The 18,124-nt window shown below is 68.5% G+C and carries 20 protein-coding genes and 1 pseudogene; 12 read left to right on the top strand and 9 right to left on the bottom strand.

Translation table 11 applies throughout. The annotated features are described in order from the left end of the window. The first annotated feature begins 16 nt into the window (after nt 1–16). Complete coding sequence (locus tag GGQ87_RS11240) at nt 17–1,303, top strand: serine hydrolase domain-containing protein (protein WP_168047851.1); 1,287 nt, start codon at nt 17–19, stop codon at nt 1,301–1,303. Here the strand turns inward: GGQ87_RS11240 and fabD are convergent, their stop codons facing one another. Continuing rightward, nucleotides 1,304–2,248: an ACP S-malonyltransferase gene (gene fabD / locus GGQ87_RS11235; protein ID WP_168047850.1), complete on the bottom strand. Its 945-nt coding sequence runs from the start codon at nt 2,246–2,248 to the stop codon at nt 1,304–1,306. A 71-nt stretch (nt 2,249–2,319) separates the two neighbouring features. Continuing rightward, complete coding sequence (locus GGQ87_RS11230; protein ID WP_168047848.1) at nt 2,320–3,726, bottom strand: FAD-binding oxidoreductase; 1,407 nt, start codon at nt 3,724–3,726, stop codon at nt 2,320–2,322. Nucleotides 3,727–3,781: 55 nt separating this feature from the next. Here GGQ87_RS11230 and GGQ87_RS11225 point away from each other — a divergent pair. The 3 genes and pseudogenes from GGQ87_RS11225 to GGQ87_RS11215 all read left to right on the top strand — a co-directional run. Further along, a pseudogene (locus GGQ87_RS11225) lies at nt 3,782–4,168 on the top strand (NUDIX hydrolase); the annotation flags it as partial. Nucleotides 4,169–4,445: 277 nt separating this feature from the next. Further along, nucleotides 4,446–5,459, top strand: a complete 1,014-nt coding sequence (locus GGQ87_RS11220) for an SPFH domain-containing protein (protein WP_168047846.1) — start codon at nt 4,446–4,448, stop codon at nt 5,457–5,459. Nucleotides 5,460–5,461: 2 nt separating this feature from the next. Then, on the top strand, nt 5,462–5,920 hold the full coding sequence (locus tag GGQ87_RS11215) for an NfeD family protein (RefSeq protein WP_168047844.1): 459 nt from the start codon (nt 5,462–5,464) through the stop codon (nt 5,918–5,920). Here GGQ87_RS11215 and rnhA read toward each other — a convergent pair. Next, nucleotides 5,917–6,357, bottom strand: a complete 441-nt coding sequence (rnhA, locus tag GGQ87_RS11210; RefSeq protein WP_168047842.1) for a ribonuclease HI — start codon at nt 6,355–6,357, stop codon at nt 5,917–5,919. The two genes, GGQ87_RS11215 and rnhA, sit on opposite strands and share 4 nt — an antisense overlap. A 106-nt stretch (nt 6,358–6,463) precedes the next feature. Here rnhA and GGQ87_RS11205 point away from each other — a divergent pair, with 106 nt between their 5' ends. Genes GGQ87_RS11205 through GGQ87_RS11190 form a run of 4 tightly spaced genes read left to right on the top strand, consistent with a single transcriptional unit; the run spans nt 6,464 to nt 8,476 of the window. Continuing rightward, the gene (locus GGQ87_RS11205) at nt 6,464–6,682 is read left to right on the top strand and encodes a twin-arginine translocase TatA/TatE family subunit (protein WP_168047840.1); all 219 of its coding nucleotides are present in this window, start codon (nt 6,464–6,466) and stop codon (nt 6,680–6,682) included. Between the two features lie 29 nt (nt 6,683–6,711). After that, nucleotides 6,712–7,242 (top strand): Sec-independent protein translocase protein TatB, encoded by a 531-nt coding sequence (tatB, locus tag GGQ87_RS15645; protein ID WP_425339281.1) that lies wholly within the window; start codon nt 6,712–6,714, stop codon nt 7,240–7,242. After that, nucleotides 7,239–8,141 (top strand): twin-arginine translocase subunit TatC, encoded by a 903-nt coding sequence (gene tatC, locus GGQ87_RS11195; RefSeq protein ID WP_168047838.1) that lies wholly within the window; start codon nt 7,239–7,241, stop codon nt 8,139–8,141. The genes tatB and tatC overlap by 4 nt, the downstream gene beginning before the upstream one ends. A gap of 41 nt (nt 8,142–8,182) precedes the next feature. Further along, nucleotides 8,183–8,476 carry a hypothetical protein gene (locus GGQ87_RS11190; protein WP_168047836.1) on the top strand — a complete coding sequence of 98 codons (294 nt, stop codon included), beginning with the start codon at nt 8,183–8,185 and terminating at the stop codon, nt 8,474–8,476. Nucleotides 8,477–8,563: 87 nt separating this feature from the next. On the opposite strand, the gene glnA is transcribed toward GGQ87_RS11190, so the two are convergent. Both glnA and GGQ87_RS11180 read right to left on the bottom strand, forming a co-directional pair. Next, entirely contained in the window at nt 8,564–9,970 is a 1,407-nt protein-coding gene (gene glnA, locus GGQ87_RS11185; protein ID WP_168047834.1) for a type I glutamate--ammonia ligase, read from the bottom strand. Nucleotides 9,971–10,040: 70 nt separating this feature from the next. Then, entirely contained in the window at nt 10,041–10,379 is a 339-nt protein-coding gene (locus GGQ87_RS11180) for a P-II family nitrogen regulator (RefSeq protein WP_168047832.1), read from the bottom strand. A 118-nt stretch (nt 10,380–10,497) separates the two neighbouring features. On the opposite strand from GGQ87_RS11180, the gene GGQ87_RS11175 reads away from it, so the two are divergent. The 3 genes from GGQ87_RS11175 (at nt 10,498) to GGQ87_RS11165 (ending at nt 13,091) form a co-directional block, all read left to right on the top strand. Next, nucleotides 10,498–11,325, top strand: coding sequence for an NAD(P)H-hydrate dehydratase (locus GGQ87_RS11175; RefSeq protein WP_342448352.1), 828 nt, complete (start codon nt 10,498–10,500; stop codon nt 11,323–11,325). A gap of 82 nt (nt 11,326–11,407) precedes the next feature. After that, on the top strand, nt 11,408–12,178 hold the full coding sequence (gene yaaA, locus GGQ87_RS11170; RefSeq protein ID WP_168047830.1) for a peroxide stress protein YaaA: 771 nt from the start codon (nt 11,408–11,410) through the stop codon (nt 12,176–12,178). 64 nt (nt 12,179–12,242) lie between these two features. Then, nucleotides 12,243–13,091: a 3-hydroxybutyrate dehydrogenase gene (locus tag GGQ87_RS11165; protein ID WP_168047828.1), complete on the top strand. Its 849-nt coding sequence runs from the start codon at nt 12,243–12,245 to the stop codon at nt 13,089–13,091. Between the two features lie 293 nt (nt 13,092–13,384). On the opposite strand, the gene GGQ87_RS11160 is transcribed toward GGQ87_RS11165, so the two are convergent. From GGQ87_RS11160 to GGQ87_RS11150, 3 genes are read right to left on the bottom strand one after another with little or no spacing between them, the layout of a single operon-like run. Next, nucleotides 13,385–14,296 (bottom strand): L-threonylcarbamoyladenylate synthase, encoded by a 912-nt coding sequence (locus GGQ87_RS11160; protein ID WP_342448351.1) that lies wholly within the window; start codon nt 14,294–14,296, stop codon nt 13,385–13,387. Further along, nucleotides 14,293–14,853 (bottom strand): YceI family protein, encoded by a 561-nt coding sequence (locus GGQ87_RS11155; RefSeq protein WP_168047824.1) that lies wholly within the window; start codon nt 14,851–14,853, stop codon nt 14,293–14,295. Before GGQ87_RS11155 ends, GGQ87_RS11160 begins: the two co-directional genes overlap by 4 nt. Next, a complete protein-coding gene (locus GGQ87_RS11150; protein WP_168047822.1) occupies nt 14,850–15,401 on the bottom strand; it encodes a cytochrome b/b6 domain-containing protein in 552 nt (183 codons plus the stop codon). Before GGQ87_RS11150 ends, GGQ87_RS11155 begins: the two co-directional genes overlap by 4 nt. A 125-nt stretch (nt 15,402–15,526) precedes the next feature. Between GGQ87_RS11150 and GGQ87_RS11145 the strand changes: the two genes are divergently transcribed. Beyond that, entirely contained in the window at nt 15,527–17,311 is a 1,785-nt protein-coding gene (locus GGQ87_RS11145; protein WP_168047820.1) for an acyl-CoA dehydrogenase, read from the top strand. Here the strand turns inward: GGQ87_RS11145 and GGQ87_RS11140 are convergent, their stop codons facing one another. After that, on the bottom strand, nt 17,312–18,079 hold the full coding sequence (locus GGQ87_RS11140; protein WP_342448350.1) for a trypsin-like serine peptidase: 768 nt from the start codon (nt 18,077–18,079) through the stop codon (nt 17,312–17,314). Nucleotides 18,080–18,124: the final 45 nt, after the last annotated feature.

Genomic DNA, 18,124 nt, shown 5'->3' with positions numbered 1-18,124 from the left:
CCGCCAGAGGATCGCCATGCCCGAACGCCTGACGGGAACGAACGGGTTCATCACGGATCGCCGCGCGCTGCTCCTGGGCGCCGGCTTGCTGGGCGTCGCGGGTTGCGCGGCCCGGCCGCCAAGTCCGGAGACCACCCGGCTTCCGCAGACGCAGGCGGTTCTGGACAGGTACGTGGCCGACGGTCTCGTGCCCGGAGCCACCGTCGGACTGCAACTTCCTGACGACTCCGAGGCCTGGCTGCAGGCCGGGACGCAGGACCACGGCGCATCGCCGGCCATGAACCGGGACACGCTGTTCCGGATCTATTCGATGACCAAGCCGGTCACGGGCACGGCTGCGGCCTTGCTGATCGAGGACGGCAAGCTGACGCTGGACCAGCCGGTCACGGATTTCGTGCCTGAGTTCGAGCGGCTGACGGTGGCGATCGATCCGGCCAAGGGTCTGGAGGCGCGCCCGGCGACGCAGACCATGACCATCCGGCATCTGCTGACCCACACCAGCGGCCTGACCTACAACATCATGGGCGACGGCCCGGTGCAGAAGGCCTATCGCCGCGCGGGCGTCTTCCCGTTCACGGGCGAGCTGGGGGCCGAGCCCGGCGATGGGCCCAAGGTTCGCGATCTCGACGAGATGGTTCGGCGGCTGGGCGAGATTCCGCTGTTGTTCGAGCCGGGGACCGACTGGGACTACAGCGTCTCGCTGGATGTGATGGGCCTCGTCGTCCAGCGCGCCTCGGGGATGCCGTTCCCCGACTTCCTGCAGCGCCGGCTGTTCGACCCGATCGGGATGGATGACACCATCTGGAGGCTGCGGCGGGGGGACGCCGGACGGCTGGCGGCGGTCTACGACTATGCAGGGGCCGGCAGGCGGCCTGCGGCAGGCGCTTCGGCGGAGGCCTATTCGGCGCCGGTGACGCTGTTCGCGGGCGGGGCGGGCCTCGTTTCCTCGACGCGCGACTATCTCGCCTTCATGACCACCCTGCTCGCCGACGGGCGCGCCGGCCGGGTGCAGGTGATGAAACCGGAGACGGCCCGGCTGGTCCGCACCAACATCCTCCCCGCGGGCATCAGACCGGACTGGGGCCCCGAAGGCGGGTTCGGCTTCGGCGGCCTGGTCGTGAACTCCAGCGAGCCGAACGCGGGCGAGTACGGCTGGAGCGGCGCGGCGGGCACCAACGCCTGGCTGGACCCGACCAACAGAATGGCCGGGGTCATCATGGTGCAGTTCTTCAATACCGAGCTGGCTCTGGTGCGCGACGTGCGCGAGGCGATCGCCGCCGACTGGCTCGGTACGCGAGCCTGATCAGAGGCTGGTCGCGAAGGCTTCGAGTTCTTCGGGGCTGTTCAGCGACAGGCTCTCGGCGTCGGGCGCGATCCGCTTGGCCATGCCCGTCAGGACCTTGCCCGAGCCGATCTCGACAAAGCGGGTGACGCCGCCCTCCCCGGCCATCCATTCCATGGACTCGCGCCAGCGGACGCGGCCGGTGACCTGTTCGACCAGCAGGCGGCGGATGACCTCGGGATCGGTCTCGGGGCGGGCGGTCACGTTGGCGACCACAGGAACCCCCGGAGCGAGAATCGTGGCCGAGGCCAGCGCCGTGGCCATTTCATCGGCGGCGGGTTGCATCAGGGGGCAGTGGAAGGGCGCGGAGACGTTCAGCGGAATGGCGCGCGCGCCGAGTTCCTTGGCCTTTTCGATGGCGCGGTCGACGGCGGCCTTATCGCCCGAGATGACGATGTTGCCGGCGTTGTTGTCATTGGCGACGACGCAGACGCCGACTTCGGAGCCGGCGCGGGCGGCTTCCTCGGCGAGCGCCAGATCTGTCTTCGGCCCGATCAGCGAGGCCATGGCCCCGCGTCCGACCGGAACGGCGCGCTGCATGGCCTGACCGCGCAGCTTCAGCAGGCGGGCCGTGTCCGACAGGCTGATCGCGCCGGCGGCGCACAGGGCGGAGTATTCGCCGAGCGAATGGCCGGCGACGAAGGCGGCCTTGCCAATATCGACGCCGAACTCGCCCTTCAGCGCCCGCGCCGCGGCGACGGAGACGGCCATCAGGGCCGGCTGAGCGTTTTCAGTCAGGGTCAGCTGGTCCTCGGGGCCGTCGCGCATCAGCTGAGACAGGTTTTGGCCCAGCGCCTCGTCGACCTCGGCGAAGACGTCGCGGGCGCTGGCGAAGGCGTCGGCGAGCGTCGCACCCATGCCGACCGACTGGCTGCCTTGTCCGGGGAACAGAAGGGCGAGGGTCATGAGGGCGCTCCGGCGGGGTTGAATCGAGCCGGAGGGGTAGGACGGAAGGGCGAAGGGGGCAAGCCGGACGGCTAGAACAGCACGGCCGGGTTCATGATCCTGTGCGGGTCGAGCGCGGCGCGGATGGCCTGCATGCTCCGTATCTCGGCGGGCGATTTGTAGCGGCGCGCCTCCTCGGTCTTCAGGCGGCCGAGGCCGTGCTCCGCGGAGATGGAGCCGTCGTAGCGTGCGACGATGTCGTGGACGATCTGCGATCCCTCGGCCCAGCGGGCGATGAAGGCGGGGTGATCGCCGCCTGTGGGGCAGAGCACGTCGTAGTGGATATTGCCGTCGCCGACATGACCGAAGGCGCTGACCCGCGCGCCGGGGTGGAAGCGCCCGACGGCGGCGGTGGCGTCGTCGAGGAAGTCCGCGATGCGGGAGACGGGGACGGAGACGTCGTGCTTCCATCCGCCGCCCTCCGGCTTCTGGGCGGCGGACTGCTCCTCGCGGACCTTCCAGAACGCGGCGCGCTGGGCGTCGTTCTGGGCGATGGCGGCGTCGGTGATGAGACCGGCCTCGAAGGCGTGGGACAGCAGTTGCTCCATGGCCGTATCGGCGGCGCCCGGCTCGCCGGAGACCAGCTCGATCAGGACGTACCAGGGCGGCGCCGACTCGAGCGGCTCCCGTGTGTCGGGAATGTTGGCGAGGACGAAGGCCATGCCGATCCGCTTCATCAGTTCGAAGGCCTCGACGCCCCCGCCCGTCTCTGCCTTGGCGCGGGCCAGCAGCTCGATGGCGGCTCGCGGGCTTTCGAGCCCGACCATCGCGGTCGCGCGGGAGCGCATGACGGGGAACAGCTTCAGCGTGGCGGCGGTGACGACGCCGAGCGTGCCCTCAGCGCCGATCAACAACTGCTTGAGGTCGTATCCGGTGTTGTCCTTCCGCAGCCGCTTGAGGCCGCGGAACACTTCGCCGTCGGGCAGGACGGCCTCGATGCCAAGCACCAGATCGCGCATCACGCCGTAGCGGATGACCGCCGTGCCGCCGGCGTTGGTGGAGATGACGCCCCCGATCGTAGCGCTGCCTTCGGCCGCGAGGCTGAGGGGGAACAGGCGATCGGCGGCCGCGGCAGCCTGCTGGGCCTCAAGGAGGGTGACGCCGGCCTCGACCGTCATGGCGTCGTCGAGCGGTGTGACGTCCCGAACAGCGCGCAGCTTCCGCGTCGAGAGCAGCACCTCGCCGAAGGGTATCTGCCCCCCCACGAGGCCGGTGTCGCCGCCCTGCGGGACAATGGACACCCGGTGTTCGGCGCAGATGCGGACGGCGCCGGCGACCTGCTCCGTCGAGCGGGGCGTCAGCATCAGGGGAGTGTGGCCATTCCAGCGGTTCCGCCACTCCGTCAGCCATGGCGCGATACCGGCCGGATCGTCGGTCCAGCCGCCGTCGCCGAGGGCGGACTTCAGGGCGGCGATGGCGGCGGCGGAGGGCGGGGTCATGGCCTGTTGTCTCAAAGTCGTGGGCGCGGCGAAAGGGCGAAGCTAGGGTGGGCGGATGCCGAGCCCCCTGCCCGCACCCGTCCCCGCCGTCGGCGTCGTCTGCCTGAGGGGCGACGAGGTGCTGCTGATCCGCCGCGGAACGCCGCCTCGGATGGGCGAATGGAGCCTGCCCGGCGGCCGGATCGAGCCGGGCGAGCGGGCGGTGGATGCGGCTCTGCGCGAACTGCGCGAGGAGACGGGGGTCGAGGCGGAGATCGTCGGCTTAGTCGATGTTGTCGATGGGCTCTTCCCCGAGGCCGGCCGGCACTATGTCCTGATTGACTATGCGGCGCGCTGGGTTTCCGGGGAGCCGGTGGCCGGCGACGACGCGCTCGAGGCCCGGTTCTTCCCTGTGAACGATGTCGGGGGCCTGATCGCCTGGGGCGAAACCTTGCGCATTATCGGCATGGCCCATGCGTCCGTTCTGACGCATCGACCTGCTAATCTGATCTCACCCTCCGTCCACTCACGGATGGCCGGCGTCGTCCGGGCATACAAGCGGACGCAGTGGACGCTTCGAACACAGTGGACGCAGCGGACGTATTGGACGCTTCGGACGCTATTTTTTCATGCGGGCGTGACGCAGAGGGAACATTACAGCGAGTTCATGAAGCCCTGACCGGTTTCGCTGGCGGGCGGCCCCCCGGGTGATAACCTTGAGGGGAATAGGGAGGCCCATCATGAGTTATTTCGCCATCGCGCTGGTCGTTCTGGCCTTCATCCTGTTGTTCAGCGTCGTGAAGATCGTCCCGCAAGGCCGTGAATTCACCGTTGAACGCTTCGGCAAATACACCCGGACCCTGTCGCCGGGCATCAGCCTGCTGACGCCCTTCGTGGAGCGTATCGGCCGCCGCATGAACATGATGGAGCAGGTCCTGGACGTGCCCCAACAGGAGGTCATCACCAAGGACAACGCCATGGTGAAGGTGGACGCGATCGTCTTCATCCAGGTGATGGACGCCGCCCGCGCCGCCTACCGGGTCGAGAACCTGCCCTACGCCATCACCCAGCTGTGCATGACCAATCTGCGCACCGTGGTCGGCTCGATGGACCTCGACGAAGTGCTGTTCCAGCGCGACAACATCAACTCGCGCCTGCTGACCGTCATCGACGCCGCCACCGAGCCGTGGGGGGTCAAGGTCAACCGGATCGAGATCAAGGACCTGACGCCGCCGGCCGACATCACCAACGCCATGGCGCGGCAGATGAAGGCCGAGCGCGAGCGCCGCGCCGTGATCACCGAGGCCGAGGGCGAGAAACAGGCCGCCATCGCCCGCGCAGAGGGGGCCAAGCAGTCGGCCATCCTGCAGGCCGAGGGCCGCAGGGAAGCCGCCTTCCGCGACGCCGAGGCCCGCGAGCGTGAAGCCCAGGCCGAGGCCAAGGCGACCGCCATGGTGTCGGAGGCCATCGCCCGCGGCGACGTCAACGCCATCAACTATTTCGTGGCCCAGAAATACGTCGAGGCCTTCGCCGAACTGGCCCGCAACCCGACCGCCAAGACCGTCATCGTTCCGGCCGAGATGTCTGGCCTGGTCGGCACCATCGCCGGTCTGGGCGAACTGGTCGGCCTGGCCAGGGAGCAGCAGCAGAGCCGCACAGACGTCCGCACCGCGCCAGCGCCGCGCGTCGAGCCCCCCACTCCGCCCCGTCCTCCGCGGCCGCCGCGCGGCGGCGGCTCCGTTCCGGTAACCTGACCATGGAAGCGCTCTCAGACCTGCACGCGGCCCAGCCCTACTGGATCTGGCTGGCCTTGGGCGTGATCCTGCTGGCCATCGAGGCCGCCTTCTCGACCGAATGGCTGCTGTGGCCGGCGGTGTCCGCGGGCGTGGTGGCGGTGGTGACCGCCCTCGCTCTGCCGCTCGGCCTGCTCGGCGAGATGCTGCTGTTCGCTGTGCTGACGGTGGCGGCGACCCTCCTGTCGCGCACCCTGATCCAGCGTGTGAATCCGTCTGACGCCCCCGACATCAACGCCCGGGACGGACGGCTGATCGGCCAGAGGGCGCAGGTCGTGCAGGCCTTCGTCGACGGCCGTGGCCGGGTCTTCGTCTCGGGCGCCGAATGGCCGGCCGAGATCGATGGTGCGCCGCCGCCGACCGGCGAAAGCGTCATCGTCGAGGCGGTAGACGGGCCGAAGCTGAAGGTGCGGCCGGTCTAGCGCTTCAGGTCTTCGATCCCGCGATTCGCCAGACCGTCTGCTCGCTCGTTGAGTTCGTGGCCGGCATGGCCCTTGACCCAGTGCCATTTGACCTCGTGACCGGCGCGAGCGGCGTCGAGGCGTTTCCACAGGTCCTCGTTCTTGACCGGCTTCTTGTCGGCGGTCTTCCAGCCGCGCGCCTTCCAGCCCCGGATCCATTCGGTGATGCCGGTCATGACGTATTTGCTGTCAGTGTGAAGGTCGACGCGGCAAGGGCGGGTCAGGGCCTCCAGCGCCATGATCGCGCCCATCAGTTCCATGCGGTTGTTGGTGGTCAGCGGCTCGCCGCCCCACAGTTCCTTTTCGTGACCGCCGCCGGTCTGCAGGATCGCGCCCCAGCCCCCGGGGCCCGGATTGCCCTTGCAGGCGCCGTCGGTGTGGATGATCACGTGACTCATGCGCGCGCTGTATCAGGTTCGCTTGGCGTCGCGCCACCGAACAGCCTATATGCGGCGACAGTATTGAAGACGGGCCGCGCATCGGCCTGAACGAGGAGAGATCGTCTTGGGCTCAATGAGCATCTGGCACTGGGCCATCGTCGCCGTCATCGTGCTGCTGCTGTTCGGCGGACGCGGCAAGCTGTCGGGCCTGATGGGCGACGCGGCCAAGGGCGTGAAGGCATTCAAGGACGGCCTGAAGGACACCGACGACGACAAGCCGCGGGACGAGCGCGCGGGCGCCCTGCCCCGCACGGACGCCGAAAAAGAAGACCTGAAGTCGTAGGCCCGCATTTGACGTCGGAGACCTGACGCATGGGTGGCCTGGGTCCCGGTATCGGGGGCGGCGAATATCTGGTTATCGCGATCGTGGCCCTGCTGGTGGTGGGGCCCGAGCGTCTGCCGCTGCTGTTGCGCAAGCTCGGCAAGCTGGTGGCCAAGGCCCGCGGCATGGCCAATGAGTTCCGCTCCAGCTTCGATGAAATGGCGCGGCAGTCGGAACTCGACGATCTGCGCAAGGAGGTCGAGGCGCTGCGCACCGGTCAGGGCATGCACGCCCTCGGCGCCGACGCCAACGCGGCGTTCCGGGACATCCGCACCGAACTGAACAAACCGGTCGAAACCACCCCGCAGCTCGGCGCGCCTGACGAATGGCCCGACAGCGCGCCTGTAATGGCGCCGCTGGAAGCGACGACGCCGCCGGCGAAGCCGAAGCCGCGCAAGACGGCTCCCAAAGCGACCGCGAAAGCTCCGGCCGCCAGGAAGACCGCCAAACCGAAAGCAGCAACCGCGAACGCCGAGCCCGCCAAGCCGAAGGTTTCGCGCAAGAAGGCGATCGAGCTGTGAGCCGGATCGAGCAGGACGAGGCCGAGATCGAGGCGTCCCGCGCGCCGCTGATGGATCACCTGATCGAGCTGCGCAAACGGCTGGTCATCTGCGTCGTCGCCTTCGTGATCGCCTTCCTCGTCTGCTTCTATTTCGCGGCCGAAATCCAGCTGATCCTGATCCACCCATTCCAGGCCGCCTCAGCCCTGCACGCGGCTGCCGGGCCGAACGGTCACGGCGCTTCGCCCTTCGACCTGATCGCGGCGACGGCGTGGCTGAAGCCCATTCCCGCGGGTGGGCAGTCGACGGTGGAACTGATCGCCACCGCCCCGCTGGAACAGCTTTTCACCAAGATGAAGATCGCGGGGTTCGGCGCCGTGGTGATGGCCTTCCCCGTGCTGGCGTATCAGCTCTACCGGTTCGTGGCGCCCGGCCTCTATCGCAACGAAAAGGGCGCCTTCCTGCCCTTCCTCATCGCCGCGCCCCTGCTCTTCGCGCTGGGCGGCGCGCTCGTCTATTTCGTCATGCTGCCGTTCGTCATGTGGTTCTCGCTCGGCCAGCAGGTCGCCAGCGCGGGCGTCACGGTGGCCCTGCTGCCGAAGATCTCCGAATATCTGAACCTGGTGACCGCCCTGCTGCTGGCGTTCGGACTGTGCTTCCAGCTGCCCATCGTCATGACCCTGCTTGGCCTGGCCGGGATCATCAGTTCGAAGGTGATGGCCGAGGGTCGGCGCTACGCCATCGTCGCGGTCGTGGTCGTCGCCGCGGTTGTGACGCCGCCCGACCCGATCAGCCAGCTGATGCTCGCCGTTCCGCTGGTGCTGCTCTACGAGATTTCGATCTGGTGTGTGCGGCTGATCGAGTTCCGCCGCCGGAGCGCGGACGGGGCCGAGGTGCCCCGAACGGAACCGGAGCCGTAGCGGGGCCGTTGGGTCGGATATCCGACACAAGGAAGCCACCCATGAACACCCTCAAGTCCACCGTGGCCCTCGCCGCCACCGCCGCCCTCGCCTTGGGCGCCGTCGCCTGCACGCCCGCGGACAATAACGCCGACACGACCGCCGAGACCGCGGCCCCGGCGTCGACCACCACCATCGTTGAACGCGAAGTCCCCGCCGCGCCTGTCGTGGTTGAGCGCGAGGTTCCCGTCGCGACCCCGCCGGTCGTCATCGAGCGGGACAGCCGCCGCGACGGCGACAGCACCACCGTCCGCGCCGGCTCGAACGGCATCGAGGTCGAGACCACCAACCGCTGATCCTGCTCCGCGGATGAAAAAAAGGGGCCGGACGGTTGCCCGTCCGGCCCTTCGATCGTCAGCCCCCTGTCGATCGGAACGGGTCGATCAGCAGCTGTAATACATGTCGAATTCGACGGGGTGCGGGTGCAGTTGCAGACGCATCACCTCTTCCATCTTCAGCTCGATGTAGCTGTCGATGAAGTCGTCATCCATGACGCCGCCCTTCTTGAGGAAGGCGCGATCCTTGTCGAGGCTGTCGAGCGCCTCCTTCAGCGAGCCGCAGACCTCGGGGATGTTGCCGCGCTCTTCCGGCGGCAGGTCGTAGAGATTCTTGTCGGCCGGCGCGCCCGGATCGATGCGGTTCTCGATCCCGTCGAGACCGGCCATAAGCAGGGCGACGAAGGTCAAATAGGGGTTGCCCATCGGATCGGGGAAGCGGGCCTCGATGCGCTTGGCCTTGGGCGAGGACACGAACGGGATGCGGATCGAGGCCGAACGGTTACGCGACGAATAGGCCAGCTTCACCGGCGCTTCGTAGCCCGGGACCAGACGCTTGTAGGAGTTGGTCGTCGAGTTGGCGAAGGCGTTGATGGCCTTGGCGTGCTTGATGATGCCGCCGATGTACCAGAGGCACAGGTCCGACAGGCCGGCGTATTTGTCGCCCGCGAACAGCGGCTTGCCATCGCGCCAGATCGACTGGTGCACGTGCATGCCCGAGCCGTTGTCGCCGAAGGTCGGCTTGGCCATGAAGGTGGCCGACTTGCCGTAGGCGGCGGCGACGTTGTGGATCACGTACTTATAAAGCTGCAGCCGGTCGGCCATGGTCAGCAGATCTGAGAACTTCAGGCCCAGTTCGTGCTGCGCCGGGGCGACTTCGTGGTGGTGCTTCTCGGGCTGCATGCCGAGGTCGCGCATCACGCCCAGCATCTCTCCGCGCAGGTCCTGGGCGCTGTCGGTCGGGTTGACCGGGAAGTAGCCGCCCTTGTGCGTCGGGCGATGGCCCATGTTGCCTTCGGAGTATTCGGCGCCCGTGTTGGCCGGCAGTTCGATCGAATCGTAAGTGTAGCCGGTGTCGTGCGGAGCGGTGCTCCAGCGCACGTCGTCGAAGATGAAGAACTCGGCTTCCGGGCCGAAGAAGACGGTGTCGCCCACGCCGGAGGACTGGACGTAGGCCAGCGCCTTCTTGGCCATCGAGCGGCTGTCGCGGTTGTAGGGCTCGTTGGTGTCCGGGTTCAGCACGTCGCAGAACAGGAACAGGGTCGTCTGCTGGTAGAAGGGGTCGATCCAGTAGCCGTTCAGGTCGGGCTTGAGCAGCATGTCGGACTCGTTGATGGCCTTCCAGCCGGCGATCGACGAGCCGTCGAACATGGTCCCCTCTTCCAGGAACTCCTCGTCGACCAGATCGATGTCGAAGGTGACGTGCTGCATGCGTCCCTTGGTGTCGGTGAAGCGGAGGTCGACGTACTGAACGTCCTTCTCCTTGATCTCCGAAAGGATTTTCTTGGCGCTCATTCTCGAGGGTCCGTTTCTTGGGGAGGATAATGAAACGGCCGCCTCGAGAGGCGGCCGGTGGTCTTGGCGGTCAGACGGCTTGGGCCCCCGTCTCGCCGGTGCGGATGCGGATGACGTCCAGAACGTCGGAGACGAAGATCTTGCCGTCGCCGATCTTGCCGGTGCGGGCGGCGGTCTGGATGGCTTCGATGACCGAGGCGACCATGTCGTCCGGAACCACCACCTCGATCTTGATCTTGGGCAGGAAGTCGATGACGTATTCGGCCCCGCGATAGAGCTCGGAATGCCCCTTCTGGCGGCCGTATCCCTTGGCTTCCAGCACGGTCATGCCTTGCACCCCGGCGTCCTGGAGCGCTTCCTTCACTTCATCCAGCTTGAAGGGCTTGATGACGGCTTCGATCTTTTTCATCGGCGATCCCAGCGGGCCTGATACGCCTCGCGCTCGGGCGGTAAAGGGACATTGCATTGCACAATAAGGCAAGCCTTTTTCAGCGACTGGCGCCATCCGTGAACGGAGAACGCGGCCGGTGACCGGAACGCTCCTTCCCGACTGGCGCGACAGCTTCCCGTGGCCAGGCGCGGAGACGCACAAGCATGCGCGAGGGCGGCTGGGCGTGGTGTCCGGCAAGGCGACGCAGACGGGCGCGGCGCGGCTGGCGGCCCGGGCGGGGCTGCGGATCGGAGCCGGCGTGGTCCGCATCCTGTGTCCGCCCGATGCGGCGGCGGTCATCGCGTCCGCGGTCGAGGCGATCATGCTGACGCCGTTCGGCTCGCCCGAGGCGCTGGTCGAGGCGTGCGAGGGCATGGACGCAGTGGTGATCGGGCCAGCGGCCGGGCTGACGGAGGCGACACGGGCGCACATCCGGGCGCTGGCGGTGACGGGCGCGGCGCTGGTCGTGGACGCGGACGGGCTGACGGTGTTCGAGGGCTGGCCGGAGGGCCTGTTCGAGGTGCTGGACCGGGACGACGTGCTGACGCCGCACGAGGGCGAGTTCAAACGGCTGTTCCCCGACTTGCTCGAGACCGCGCGAGAGGGCGGGGCTGCAGAGGCCGCGCGGCGGGCGGGCGCGGTGGTGGTCCTGAAGGGACCGGCGACCGTGATCGCGGCGCCGGACGGGCGGGTGGCCGTCAACGACAACGGCACACCCTGGCTCGCGACGGCGGGGACGGGCGACGTGCTGGCGGGCATGATCGGCGGGCTGATGGCGCAGCGGATGGACAGCTTCGATGCGGCCCGGGCGGCGGTCTGGCTTCATGCGGAGGCGGCGCGGGGGTTCGGGCCGGGACTGATCGCGGAGGACCTGCCGGAGCGGCTGCCTAGCGTGTTGGCCGCACTGTACGGCGAGCACCACTGACAGCGAAGCCGCGACGCCGCGCCCGGTTCAATTCGTCACCGAAGCGGCCTATTCGATGCCCTCCCGCCGCCGGAGGCCCGCCTTGCTGATCGTCCTGTCCCCGGCCAAGCGGCTGGACTTCACCGAAGCCGACCCCGCCCTGCCCGCCACGAAGCGGCGGTTCCGCGAGGACACGGCGTCGCTGGCGCGGACGGCGCGGGGCCGCACGGTGGCCGAACTGCGCCGGCTGATGAGCATCTCGGACGATCTGGCCCGGCTGAATCGCGAGCGGTTCCAGGCCTTCGACGCGGATTCGACCGATGGCGTTCAGGCGACCTTCGCCTTCGCCGGCGATGTCTATGAAGGGCTGAAGGCGCGCGAGCTGGACGAGACGGGACTGACTTTCGCCCAGGATCACATCCGCATCCTGTCCGGCCTGTACGGCCTGCTGCGGCCGCTCGACCGGATTCAGCCCTACCGGCTGGAGATGGGCACGCGGCTGAAGACGCGGCGTGGGAACAGCCTCTACGACTTCTGGGGCGACAGGATTTCGAAGCAGCTGAACGCCGATGCCGAGGGCATGGCGGACCGCACCCTGGTGAACCTGGCGAGCCAGGAATATTTCGGAGCCGTCGACGCCAAGGCGCTGAAGCTGCCGGTGGTGACGCCGCACTTCCGTGAGGCGAAGGACGGCGAGAGCCGCATCATCTCCTTCTTCGCCAAGCGGGCGCGGGGGGCGATGGCCCGGTTCGCCGTCGAGGAGCGGATCGAAAAGGCGGTCGACCTGAAGGCCTTCGACCGGGACGGCTACCGGTTCGACAAGGCCGGGTCGACGGATGTGGACTGGATATTCACCAGAACAGGAAATTCATGAGGCCTGTCGCCTTCGCAATCGCGAACGGCTAGGCTGATCCGAGAGACAAGACGGACAATAACCTATGTTCCAATGGCCCAAACGCGGTGACGGCTCGGAAGCCGAAAGCGCGCCCTTCCGCGACATCGGCGACCTGAAAGGCCAGGTCGCGGTGATCTCGGGATCGACCTCCGGCATCGGCCTCGCCTTCGCCCGCGCCATCGCCTCGCGCGGCGGGGACGTAGTGTTGAACGGGCTAGGCGATCCGTCGGAGATCGAGCGCACGCGGGCCGAGCTGGAGGCCAGCTGCGGAGTGCGGGTGCGCTACCACGGGGCCGACATGCGGCGCGGCGACGAGGTCGCGGACATGGTCGCCTTCGGCAAGCACCAACTGGGCCGGGTCGACATCCTGATCAACAACGCCGGCATCCAGCACGTCGAGGCGGTCGAGAAATTCCCGGCCGACAAGTGGGAGCAGATCATCGCCATCAACCTGTCGTCGACCTTCTATGCGACGCGGGCTGCGATCCCGATCATGAAGGCGCAGGGCCGCGGACGGATCATCAATGTAGCCTCGGCCCACGGCCTCGTCGCCAGCCCGTTCAAGTCTGCCTATGTCGCCGCCAAGCACGGCGTGATCGGCTTCACCAAGACGGTGGCGCTCGAGCTGGCGCAGGACAACATCACCTGCAACGCCCTCTGCCCCGGATTCGTCGAGACGCCCATCGTCGAGAAGCAGATCGCCGATCAGGCCCGCACCCGCGGCATGTCGAAGGAGGCCGTCCTCAAGGACGTCATCCTCGGCTCCCAGCCGACCAAGCGGTTCGTCACCACCGACGAGCTGACGGGGATGATGCTGTATCTGGTGTCGGACCTCGGCGCCTCCGCCAACGGGGCCAGCTTCTCGATCGACGGCGGCTGGACGGCGCAGTAGGGGCATCCGACGCAGAATTCTCGCGGCTGATCCCGGTTCTGTCCGTAGCGCCCTTTACCAATTCGGGGCGCCAACCCTGCCAAAATCGGCCAACGAAAGCGCGCGAATACAGCAGCTTGACAATTTGGCCGGCCAAAACCCTGCCAGATTATCGGAAATGTTGATCTGCAGACGGGCTATTCCGCTTCGCCTGCGCATCTGATTTTCAAAGACCGGTCGAAGCCAGAACATGGGGATGGCCAAGCGATCATCAAGCCGGGAAAAGGAATATATTCCTTCCGAACCGACACCGCCTAACCGACGAATCCCGCCGCCCGCTTGAGCCGGTCATTGATCGCCTCGCCGAGCCCTTGCGCCGGGATGGGCGACACTGCGATGCCGACCGGCTTTTCCCGATCCGCCTCACGCAGCATGCGGAAGAGGTTGGCGGCGGCTTCGCGGAGGTCGCCTGTCGGGCTGAGGCTCCAGCGCGGGTCTCCGACGCCGGGGCCGAAACCGAGCAGGATTTCGCCCTCCCCTGCGCGATCGGCATTGATGCGCACCGGGGCGTCGGGGGCGTAGTGGAGCGCCGTGCGGCCGGGCGAGCGATGCCCCTCCCCGTCCTGCTCGAGTGGGCCGACTAGGGCTTCGATCTGGTCGCGAGTGACAGAGCCCGGGCGTAGCAGGGCGACGCGGCCGTCGAGAACCGAGACGACCGTACTTTCGACGCCGACAGCGCAAGGGCCGCCGTCAATGGCGGCGGAGGCGGCGAAGCCGGTCTCTTCCAGAGCGTCTTCAAAGGTGGTCGGGCTGGGGCGGCCGGAGCGGTTGGCGGAGGGGGCGACGACGGGGCCGCCGAAGGCCGAGAGGACGGCGCGGGCGCGGGGGTGGCCGGGGACGCGGACGGCGACGCTGTCGAGGCCCGCGCGGGCGAGGTCGCAGACACGTTCGCGGTCCCGCACCGGCGCGACGATGGTCAGGGGACCGGGCCAGAAGGCGTCCGCGAGAGCCCGGGCGCGCTCGTCGAAGACGGCGATGGCCTCGGCCCCGGCGAGGTCGGCGACATGGGCGATCAAGGGGTTGAAGCGCGGGCGACCCTTGGCCTCGAAGATGGCGGCCACCGCTTTGGCGTTCCCGGCGTCGGCGGCGAGGCCATAGACCGTTTCGGTCGGCAGGATGACCAGATGGCCGGCGGACAGCGCCGCGGCGGCCTCGGCATCGGTCACGCCGGAGCGCGGCGCGCCTGAAGCGCCACCCGCACCGTCACCTCGCGGCCGACCAGTCTGTTCCACGCGCCTGTGGTTCCTATCCCGAATTCGGTGCGGTCGAGGGTGAACGCGCCGGTCAGATGCGCTTGCTCGCCGGTGACTCGCAAGTCCAGCGGGAAGGTCACCGGGCGGGTCCGGCCCTTCACCGACACATCGGCCCGAGCCGTGTAGCGGTCTCCGCCCAAGGACTGAAGCGACCTCAGCTCAAAACGGATGACGGGATAGCGGGCCGCGTCGAGCATGGCCGGGCCGACGGCGCGGCTGGTCAGGACCGAGGAGTTCATCCTGAGCGAGGCCGCCTGGACGACCACCGTCGCGCGCGTGGCGCCCGGCGAGGCGGGATCGAAGGCGATGTCGCCATGCCAGTCGTCGAACCGGCCGCGATGCGATCCACCGAGGGCCCGCACGGTCATGTCGATGGTCGAGCCTTCGCGGATCACGACCCACGGCGGCGCGGCCGCGCCCAGACCGGATGCCGCCAGTACTCCGGCGAGGAGGATCGCCCGCCGCCTCACGGCCGGCGCGGGATCAGCGGGATCATCCGGTGCAGGACGTTGTCGCGGTCGATGAAGTGATGCTTCAGGGCGCCGACGACGTGCAGGAAGATCAGGACATAGAGAATCTTGGCGCCGTCCTCGTGCAGGTCCATCAGATCGCGCGCGACGTCGCGACCGCCGCCGACGGGCAGCAGCGGCCAGTCGAACAGGCCGAACCAGACGATCTCACGGCCCGCGGCCGACGACGCGGCCCAGCCGAGCAGCGGCATGGCCAGCAGCATGACGTAGAACCCGACGTGGGTGGCCCGCGCGGCCAGCTTTTGCCAGCGCGGCGTTTCCGCCGGCAGCGGAATGGCGGGGTTGGCGACGCGCCAGCCGATGCGGAACAGGGTCAGCAGCAGGAGGCTGAGCCCAACCGACTTGTGAATGGTGACGAACTCACGGGACAGGGGCCCGTCAGTGGCTTCGTGGGCGGAAATCAGGAGCACCTGCGCCAACACCAGCGCTGCGATCAGCCAGTGCAGGATCAGCGAGACGGTCGAATAACGGTTACGCGGTTCGGCCACGGGCCCTCCTGTCGGCGATATCGAAGCGGCAGCTTGGCGCAGACCGCAAGGTTCGCCAAGCCGCGCCTTGCCTGACCCGGCGGCAAGGCGGCATGAACGTCGGAGAAATATCGAGAGCCCGTCCGATGACCTACCGCGCCCCCGTCCGCGACCTGATCTTCACCCTGACCGAGGTGGCCGGCGTCGACGCCGTGGCCGCGACGGGCGCGTTTCCCGACTACGACGCCGAGGTCATGGCGGCGGTGCTGGAGGCGGCGGGTCAGTTCTCGGAAGGCGTGCTGGCGCCCCTGAACCGGATCGGCGACCAGAAGGGCTCGCTCTACGCCAATGGGGCGGTCACCGCGGCTCCAGGGTTCGCCGACGCCTATCGGCAGTTCGCAGAAGGCGGCTGGACCGGACTGTCCGCCCCCGCCCACGCCGGCGGTCAGCAACTGCCCAAGGCGCTGGAGCTGGCGGCGTTCGAGACGGTGCACGCCGCCAATATGGCGTTCGGCCTGTGCCCCATGTTGTCGCTGGCGGCGATCGAGGCGCTGGAGGCGGTCGGCACAGAGGCGCAGAAGGCGACGTATCTGACGAAGCTGGTCTCCGGCGAATGGACGGGCGCCATGGTGCTGACGGAGCCGCAGGCGGGGTCGGATCTGGGCTCGCTGACGGCGACGGCGGTTCCGAATGGCGACGGCACCTATGCCCTGACGGGACAGAAGATCTTCATCACCTGGGGCGATCACGACGCCACGGACAACATCGTCCACATGGTTCTGGCCCGCCTGCCCGATGCGCCGCCGGGGCCGAAGGGGATCAGCCTGTTTCTGGCGTCCAAGTATCTGGTCAAGGCGGACGGCACGCTGGGCGAGCGCAACGCCTTCCGGCCCGTCGGGGTCGAGCACAAGCTGGGCATCCACGCCTCGCCCACCTGCGTCATGGCCTATGAGGGCGCGACGGCGGAGCTGGTCGGACAGCCCAATCAGGGCCTGGCCCATATGTTCGTCATGATGAACGCGGCGCGGCTGGCGGTCGGGGTCGAGGGCGTGGGCATCGCAGAGCGCGCCTATCAGCAGGCGCTGGAATACGCGCGCGAGCGGCGGCAGGGGCGGTCGGTCTGGACCGGCGAGGCCAACGCCCCGATCGTCGACCATCCGGATGTGCGCCGGACCCTGTCGGTGATGAAGGCGAAGATCGCGGCGGCGCGCGCCATCTGCCTGTCGACCGGCGTGGCCGCCGATCTGGCGAAGCACGCCGCCACCGAGGAGGAACGGCGGCGCTGGAAGGGCCGCGAGGACCTGTTCACCCCCATCGCCAAGGCCTGGGCGACGGATGTAGGCGTCGAGGTGGCCTCTCTGGGCGTGCAGGTGCACGGCGGCATGGGGTTCATCGAGGAGACGGGCGCGGCCCAGCATTATCGCGACGCCCGGATCGCCCCGATCTACGAGGGCACCAACGGCATCCAGGCCATGGATCTGGTCGGGCGCAAGCTGGGTCAGGACGGCGGCCAGTCGGCGCGCGAACTGATCGCCGAGATGAAGGCGACGCTGGCGGTGCTGCCGCGGCTGTATTCCGGCAAGCCGGTCGAGCGGTTCGCCGCCGCGGTCGAAGCGGTGGAGGACGCCACCCTGTGGCTGCTGGACGCCAAGGCGAACCCGGCGCGGGGCGCGGACGTGCTGGCCGGTGCGGACGCCTATCTGAAGCTGGTCGGCGACGTGACCGGCGGCTGGATGCTGGCGAAGGGCGCGCTCGCGGCCCGGGCCATTCTGGACGCCGGCGAGGGCGATCCGGCGTGGCTGGAAGGGCGGATCGCACTGTACGAGGTCTATGCCGCCAATGTGCTGGGTCATGTCTCCAGCCGGCTGGCAGCCGTGGGTCAGGGCGGCGAGCTGCTGGAGCGGATGAGCGTCGACGTGCTGGCCGGCTGATCAGGGACCGGCGGGGGAATCCAGCAGGGCTATGGCCTCGCGGACATAGGCCGCGTGGGCGACGATGCCGATACCGAGCGGTTCGTCGCCCGGGCGCACCTCGGAGACCAGCACGCCGGCGATGAAGGGGTGCTCGGGCTGGAACGAGCCGGGCGCCTTGCGGGCCGAAGGAGTCCAGAACACCGGGCCGCCCGAGTTGCCGGGGAAGACCGGGAAGTCGAGCAGGAAGACGGGAAAGGCTGTGATCGGCGTCAGCGGCCAGGAGGCGATGCGGCCGACGCGCAGGATCGGGAAGCCCGCCGTGTTCGACGAATAGCCGAGCGGATAGCCGAGGGTCATCAGCTCGTCGCCCGGCCCGACCTGCCAGGCGTCCAGCGCATTGGCGTCCGCCAGCCAGCCGAGCGGGATGGCGGCGCGGGCGAACTCCGGCGGGGCAGAGACCTCCATCACGGCGATGTCGCGGTCGGGGTGACGGGTCCAGACGGGGTCGCCGTCCTCGTCGCGGATGCGCAGGGGCTCGGGCGTGAACTTCCAGCCGCCGCCGGGCGTCTCGAAGCGCCAGCCGATGCGGGCGTCCGGCGCGGGCATGCCGTTCAGGACGTGATGGGCGGTGACCAGCACGGTTCGGGGCGTGCCGTCGGGCCGCGGCGCGTCGATCAGGAAGCCGGTTCCGACGCGGCGGGTGGCTGCGCCCTCGCCGTTGCGCTGGTCCAGTTGCACCGTGGCGGAGATCAAGCCGAGGGTGAGGTCCCATGCGGGCGTGGTCACGGCCGGCGCCGGCGGCTCTTGTGTCGGTGCGGGCGGGGTCTGCAG

The organism is Brevundimonas alba (assembly GCF_011927945.1).
Taxonomy (GTDB): domain Bacteria; phylum Pseudomonadota; class Alphaproteobacteria; order Caulobacterales; family Caulobacteraceae; genus Brevundimonas; species Brevundimonas alba.
Note: the sequence above shows the minus strand (reverse complement) of the source record. Positions and strands in the feature narration are given on the sequence as shown.

Bases quoted from the DNA above. Each gene is read 5' to 3' on its own strand.
- GGQ87_RS11180 (WP_168047832.1), bottom strand. From the start codon at position 10,379: ATGAAAAAGATCGAAGCCGTCATCAAGCCCTTCAAGCTGGATGAAGTG.
- glnA (WP_168047834.1), bottom strand. From the start codon at position 9,970: ATGAGCGCCAAGAAAATCCTTTCGGAGATCAAGGAGAAGGACGTTCAG.
- rnhA (WP_168047842.1), bottom strand. From the start codon at position 6,357: ATGAGTCACGTGATCATCCACACCGACGGCGCCTGCAAGGGCAATCCG.
- tatB (WP_425339281.1), top strand. From the start codon at position 6,712: ATGGGTGGCCTGGGTCCCGGTATCGGGGGCGGCGAATATCTGGTTATC.
- GGQ87_RS11220 (WP_168047846.1), top strand. From the start codon at position 4,446: ATGAGTTATTTCGCCATCGCGCTGGTCGTTCTGGCCTTCATCCTGTTG.
- GGQ87_RS11145 (WP_168047820.1), top strand. From the start codon at position 15,527: ATGACCTACCGCGCCCCCGTCCGCGACCTGATCTTCACCCTGACCGAG.
- GGQ87_RS11215 (WP_168047844.1), top strand. From the start codon at position 5,462: ATGGAAGCGCTCTCAGACCTGCACGCGGCCCAGCCCTACTGGATCTGG.
- GGQ87_RS11230 (WP_168047848.1), bottom strand. From the start codon at position 3,726: ATGACCCCGCCCTCCGCCGCCGCCATCGCCGCCCTGAAGTCCGCCCTC.
- GGQ87_RS11190 (WP_168047836.1), top strand. From the start codon at position 8,183: ATGAACACCCTCAAGTCCACCGTGGCCCTCGCCGCCACCGCCGCCCTC.
- GGQ87_RS11165 (WP_168047828.1), top strand. From the start codon at position 12,243: ATGTTCCAATGGCCCAAACGCGGTGACGGCTCGGAAGCCGAAAGCGCG.
- fabD (WP_168047850.1), bottom strand. From the start codon at position 2,248: ATGACCCTCGCCCTTCTGTTCCCCGGACAAGGCAGCCAGTCGGTCGGC.
- GGQ87_RS11240 (WP_168047851.1), top strand. From the start codon at position 17: ATGCCCGAACGCCTGACGGGAACGAACGGGTTCATCACGGATCGCCGC.